The sequence below is a fragment of the Vibrio sp. 10N.247.310.23 genome, from assembly GCF_041467155.1.
Classification (GTDB): Bacteria; Pseudomonadota; Gammaproteobacteria; order Enterobacterales; family Vibrionaceae; genus Vibrio; species Vibrio crassostreae_C.
Window position 1 is genome coordinate 1 of the sequence record NZ_JBFSTZ010000058.1, and the last position, 6359, is coordinate 6359.

Sequence of the window (6359 nt, forward strand, 5' to 3'; positions counted from 1 at the left end):
AACATTACGTTAGACGGAATTTACGCTGAGCTTAGTGCTTAAGGTTCTGTCTATGTAAAGCAATACCTTGTAACGTTGCAAGATATTGCATCGCCATATCATCAATGGTTTTCGACATTTTAAGGCCAGTAATAGTGCCAGTTAAATGAGGATTAGCACGTGGCGAACGGTTGCCATGAAAGTAAGGCAACACATGAATATCTTTCGTCAAAAAAGCTATATCTTCTTTGCTACCAGCAAGTTCTAACAAACGGTTATTAAGCAATTGATAGATGGTTTGACCCAATTTATCAGCCTGCTCTTTAGCTCTGTCATAGATTGGATGTGAAGTAATAATGTGGTCAATCAAAGCACCCGTTGCTGATTGCCCACCCTCATTAAGCCAGTAACCAGGTATCATTGCACCGTAGTATGCCCCCCAAACCCCATCGATAAAACGTGCCGTTTTTGATGCCGCCATATGGCAAGAAGAGGTTCCACCAATCAAAGCCAAACGTTTATTGAAATCCGCTTTTTCACCCGTCATCCCCGCAGCACCTAATACTCCTATACCACCAGCATGTGCATCGATGATTGAGGTACCAACAGCTGTTCCGGCTACCAGGCCCAGATCATCCGCCGCATGAACCGTTAGGCCATCCCCGACAGGCTGACCCATTGGCAAAATACGATCGCCAATTGATTGGGCGTTATCTTCAAGTAAGTCTTCTAAACCTATCAGTTCAAAGAAACTCTTATCCCACTTACTTTCGTGACCAAGGTAAGTCCATTTACATACAGTTGAACAAAGCGATCGACTAGCATCAAAGGTAGCTTTCCAAGTCAGGAAATCTGGTAAGTCAAAGAAATAGCCTGCTTTAGACCATGTATTGGGCATATTTTGTTTTAGCCACAATAACTTTGGTGTTTGCATTTCTGGCGAAATACGGTTGCCAACATATGCCAACACTGGGTGTTCAGTAGTGTTGATGCGGTCTGCTTGCGTGATAGCACGGTGATCCATCCACATCACAATATTTTGTTCACTACGACCTGTTGGGCTAACTGTTAAAGGTTCGCCTTTGTTGTCCAATACAACAAGCGAGCATGTAGCATCAAAACCAATGCCTTTTACTTGAATAGGATCGATATTCGCTTGTGAAACGGCGTCTTTTACTGCCAAACACACACACTGCCAAATGTTTTCTGAAGATTGCTCAACAAAGTCTGCTTGTGGCTTAAACATTTGGGTATCACGCTTCGCTTCACCGACTTTACGCCCATGAGCATCGAATACGCCAGCTCGTGCACTACCACTGCCTACGTCAACACCGATAAAATAAATACTCATATCCTTCCCCGTTAAGCCTTATTTTTTTGTAAGAAGATAAATAGGATCAAGATGCCGCCCCACAGCGCCATAGTGAGATAACTGCTCACTCCCAGTAAATTAAGACCGCTTTCTAACGTTTGCAGTACAATCAGTGCTAAGCCAATACCAATAATGCGTCCAAAACCACCATCTGGATTGATGCCACCGAGCACTGAGGCCAAAATCGCAATTAATAGATAAGACTCTCCATAACCAGCTTTCGCTGAGTTGAATTTTGCCATCATTACAATTGCGGCCGCCCAACATAGAATTGAAGAGAGCGCATATACATACAGTGTGGCTTTTTGAGTATTGATGCCTGAGAATCGTGTGGCTTTCTCGTTAGAGCCCATCAAATAAATCGTACGACCAAGACTTGTATGCCCAAGTAAAGCCCACAATCCCATCGCAAAACCGACAAACAAGATAAGTGGCATAGGGATGCCCATTAACGAGCCATTACCTAGAACCAATAGTGCTTCAGGGAATCCTGAAATTACGCTGCCACCTGAGATAAGAACATTAAGGCCATTGATCAACGTCATCATGCCCAAAGTAGCAAGAATTGGAGAGACTCCAACGTAAGCGATTAATGCTCCGTTAAGAAGGCCAATTACTACTGCTGTAATCAGACCACCCGCTAGTGCTAATACCAACATCGTAGAGCTATCTGGTGCTTGGGTTATGATGCTCGCCATAACTAAGCCACATGCATTTGTAGTAGCGATGATCGATAGGTTAATACCACCAGTCAACATACATACGGCCATTGCCAGTGCCAGCAAACCCAATAGCGGCATTTGCGATGACATCGATTGTAAGTTGTCGATTGAGAAAAATGCTTGACCGCTGGTAAAGCCCATCACCACCAAAATACCAACTAAAATAACCAACAAGTAACGAATGTTCTTATCCGTTGGCAGCTTTAAACTATTTAGAACCTGTTCCATTATGCCCCCTGCGCTGCTTGTTTTTTCTCATTAATAGCGGTCATGCTGATACTGCAAACAATAATCAACCCCGTCACAACGGTGTGCCAGTAAGAAGGCACGCTCAATAGTGTTAAGCCGTTTTTCACTACCGCTAGCAAAATCACACCTAAAATCACACCGAATAAGGTTCCTTTGCCTCCCGTCATACTCGTTCCACCAAGTACTACAGCCGCAAGCACAGTAAGCTCAAAACCCATTAAAGAGTTTGGCGCCACCGATTGAGTAATTTGTGTTTGAACTACTGACGCAATACCCGCTAGCGCTCCCATGTAACCATACACAAACAAATTGATGCCAAAGAGGTTTATACCGATACGGCTCGCGGCATCAGCATTTCCACCCACAGCGTATATTTGACGGCCTAAACGCGTTTTCGACATTAAAAACGACGTCAGCGCAATCATGGCAATTAAAGTCAGAATTGGCAGTGACAAGCCATAGTCATAACCATCGCTTCCAGTGAAGCTAAATAACTCAACACCATCCATAAACCAATCAGGGAAACCATATAGCCACTCGCCATTGCTAAAATAAATCAGTAGGCCGAAGAACAGGTTCAACGTGGAAATGGTTATGATGATCGCCGGTACTTTAAGCTTATAAACCAATGTTGCGTTAATCATACCCAATAGCACACCAACCAATGCGGCAATACCAAAGGCAATCATAAAGTTACCGCCAATACTTAGAATGTATGTGGCCGCAACATATTGGGCAATTGCTGCCGTGGCGGGAAATGAAATATCAATCCCACCAGCAATAAGTACTACAAATAGACCGCAAGCCATGATGCCAAGTAACGCCGAGCTTACTGACATATCGAAGATATTACCTAACGTAAGAAAATCTTCTGATGTCGCAGTCAGTACCGCCACAATCAGTACGATCATTACGGAGAGATAGAATTCGTGACGCTTGCTAAACGAAGCCAATTGGCGCTTAAATTGATTATGCATTGACGGCCTCCATGATTTGTAGCTCTGAGCAATTAGTCGGCTGGAAGTCATGGGTAAAACGTCCTTCTTTCATCACAATCACTCGGTGGCTGTTGTAAAACACTTCAGGGATTTCATCACTCACCATAATGATCGCCATACCACTTGCAGCAAGGTCTTTGGCAATGTTGTAGATGGCTTCTTTGTTAGCGACATCAACACCGACGGTCGGTGAGTCAAGAATCAGAACTTCGGGCTCTGCCGCGATCCACTTGGCAATCGAAATGCGCTGCGCGTTACCACCAGAAAGGCTAGTAACAGGTAATTTTGGATCTGCAACTTTGATTGATAGTGATGAGATAAGCTTTTCCACTAGCTTATTGGCTTTAAGATGGTCCAGTACACCCGATGGCTTTTGTAAACGCTTTAATACCGAAGCAGTAATGTTGTCTTGAATCGATTGGTCCATGACTAATCCAGTTGACATGCGGTCTTCTGATACATAACCAATCCCTTGTGCGATCGCATCACGATTGGAGCGAAACGACGTCGGTTGACCATTAATTAGGATCTCGCCGCTGTCAGGCTTATTCATTCCAAATAATGCCATGCAAAGCTCGGTGCGACCCGCTCCAAGTAATCCAGTAATGGAGACGATTTCACCAGCACGAACCGACAATGACACATCGTGATATTGACCTTGTTTAGTCAGGTTTTTTACTTCTAGCTTCACATCACCTTGTTGTTGGTATGGCGCTAAAGGCGAAAATTCAAAACGTTGACCTGTCATTAAAAATGCCAACTCGTCGCTATCCACTTCATCGGCTTGATAGGTACCAATGGTACGCCCATCACGGATAACGGTAATACGATCAGAGATCTCCATCACTTCGTCGAGCTTGTGACTAACAAAAACAACGGTAACACCTTTCGATTTTAGATCCGCAACAACTTCGATCAGGTGATTGACCTCTGTACGAGTTAACGAAGCGGTTGGCTCATCCATGATCACTAGCTTGGCGTCAGACGCCATCGCTCGACAAATTGCAACCAATTGACACTCTGCAATCGAAAGTTGCTCTACACGCTTATCCAATGATAGCTTCACGCCGACCTTCGCCATTGCTTTAATCGCAATCTCTTCGATACGCTTTTGCTGAACTAATCCCTTTGTCCACTCAACATGATCTTGAATAGCTATGTTTTCTGCGACGGTAAGGTTAGGGAAAAGCGACAAGTCTTGATAAATAACTTGAATGCCATGCTCAATTGATTGTTGCGGATTTAAGCGTGGATATTTTTTACCTTCAAGTAGAATTTCAGCACCTTTTTCCGGCGCATGGACACCCGAAATAACTTTGAACAATGTGCTTTTACCACAGCCATTTTTTCCAGCTAAACAGTGTACTTCGCCTTGATTGAAGGTTAGGTTAATACCATCCAAGGCTTTCACTGAGCCAAAATGTTTTGACATGTTCTTGAGGGTAATGAAAGGAGTACCAGACATATGAATTTCCATAAATCATGGGGTAGAATTGCACTACCCCGAAGTTATTACTTGTTATCAGTAAAACATTAACGAACTTGTCAAAGTTAACGCTTAGAAGCCAAGTTGACGCGCGTTTGTTTTATCGACTTCAAGGATCTTATTAAATTTCACTACGCGTTTTTCTGTATCGATTTCAGCATCACCCAAACCTTTAACGTTTACGCCATCTGTTACTGCTTTGCCATCTAGCATTTGTTTTGCAACAGCGACCATCGCGTAGCCAGCATCAGCAGGGTTCCACAAGTATCCTTTATCAATCTCGCCGCGCATCAAGTAAGGTGCGGCTTGGCTTGGCATTAAGATGCCTACAACACTGATCTTATCTTTAGCTCGTTTCTTCTTAATCGCTTCCCCAGCACCAATGCCACCTAGAGAACCATAAGAAACAATACCTGCCATATCAGGGTGAGCCTTCATCAAGTCGTTGGTCGCTGCGTATGATTGATCGATACTTTCAGCAACAGGCATGCGGCTGGTCACTTCATACATTTCTGGGTAAGTTTGCTTTTGGTAATCTATTGCCAAATTTGCCCAGTTATTGTGTAACGGCACCGTAAGTGAACCTACGTAAACAGCGTATCCACCTTTCTCACCCATATTTTTTGCAAGCTCATCCATAGTCACTTTCGCATAGGATTGGTTATCAATAGTTTCGATATCCCAATCAGCTCCGTGCCCATCCGGAGATTCGTGAGTTAAAACGATAATGCCCTTCTCACGTGCCTTCTTGAATACCGGCTCAAGAACCGTTACATCATTTGGCACAACCGTAATTGCATCGACACCTTTAGCAATCAAGTCTTCAATTATTTTCACTTGTTGTGCTGGGTCTGGTGTAGAAGGACCAAGTTGGCGTGCGTTAACACCAAAGTCAGTCGCTGCTTGTTCAATACCTTTGTTCATTTGGTTAAACCAAGGAATACCAGATACTTTAACGACGTTTACAATTTCATAGTCTTTAGCGTGTGCACCTGCAGCAGCAAGAGCAAGAGTTAGTGCAGCAGCTTTTAGTAATACCTTTTTCATGTCCATCAATCCTTTTTTATTATGTGTAGGGTTCAATAAAATTGACGAATACATGCTATCTCATAGTTCAATACAAAAATTACCATGCACAACCAAACCGTGACACAGACACAGTAACGTTAATTCTGACGATCGATAATGTTAATAAATAGTTAAAATCATACGGTGGGGTATTTGAATAACGGAAAAATACGAAAATTATAACAATTTAAAAACATAACGATAACGTAATGTATTCATATTTTGGCGTGGAGAATGTTAGGTGGAGAGTCAGATTTCAGTGGCTAATATTAATGAGTGTTTTATTGGTCAAAACCAGACAATGGTCACTACGTATGAGACGGAAATTCAATATATCTTGTATGGGGAGGTAACTATTGAGGGAACAATGTTATTGAGAATTGATAAATACACTTAGGGGGTGTAATTAAATAACGAATAGTGGTTAAGTGGCTTTGTTTCCTAAATCAGGGAACTAATGCTTAAAGCTACGATCAGATCATCTA

4 protein-coding genes and 1 pseudogene are annotated in these 6359 nt (G+C 42.9%); all 5 read right to left on the reverse strand.

All coding sequences use genetic code 11. The features are described from left to right. Window positions 1–40: 40 nt before the first annotated feature. A pseudogene (locus tag AB6D93_RS23340) lies at window positions 41–1330 on the reverse strand (FGGY-family carbohydrate kinase); the annotation flags it as partial. 11 nt (window positions 1331–1341) lie between these two features. Beyond that, window positions 1342–2301, reverse strand: a complete 960-nt coding sequence (locus AB6D93_RS23345) for an ABC transporter permease (RefSeq protein WP_372050291.1) — start codon at window positions 2299–2301, stop codon at window positions 1342–1344. Then, window positions 2301–3299, reverse strand: a complete 999-nt coding sequence (locus tag AB6D93_RS23350; RefSeq protein WP_016790620.1) for an ABC transporter permease — start codon at window positions 3297–3299, stop codon at window positions 2301–2303. The genes AB6D93_RS23345 and AB6D93_RS23350 overlap by 1 nt, the downstream gene beginning before the upstream one ends. Continuing rightward, window positions 3292–4785: a sugar ABC transporter ATP-binding protein gene (locus AB6D93_RS23355; RefSeq protein ID WP_372050290.1), complete on the reverse strand. Its 1494-nt coding sequence runs from the start codon at window positions 4783–4785 to the stop codon at window positions 3292–3294. Before AB6D93_RS23355 ends, AB6D93_RS23350 begins: the two co-directional genes overlap by 8 nt. A gap of 93 nt (window positions 4786–4878) precedes the next feature. Beyond that, window positions 4879–5853 carry an autoinducer 2 ABC transporter substrate-binding protein gene (locus tag AB6D93_RS23360; RefSeq protein ID WP_048611924.1) on the reverse strand — a complete coding sequence of 325 codons (975 nt, stop codon included), beginning with the start codon at window positions 5851–5853 and terminating at the stop codon, window positions 4879–4881. Window positions 5854–6359 lie beyond the last annotated feature (506 nt).

Bases quoted from the DNA above. Each gene is read 5' to 3' on its own strand.
- AB6D93_RS23345 (WP_372050291.1), bottom strand. From the start codon at position 2,301: ATGGAACAGGTTCTAAATAGTTTAAAGCTGCCAACGGATAAGAACATT.
- AB6D93_RS23350 (WP_016790620.1), bottom strand. From the start codon at position 3,299: ATGCATAATCAATTTAAGCGCCAATTGGCTTCGTTTAGCAAGCGTCAC.
- AB6D93_RS23355 (WP_372050290.1), bottom strand. From the start codon at position 4,785: ATGTCTGGTACTCCTTTCATTACCCTCAAGAACATGTCAAAACATTTT.
- AB6D93_RS23360 (WP_048611924.1), bottom strand. From the start codon at position 5,853: ATGAAAAAGGTATTACTAAAAGCTGCTGCACTAACTCTTGCTCTTGCT.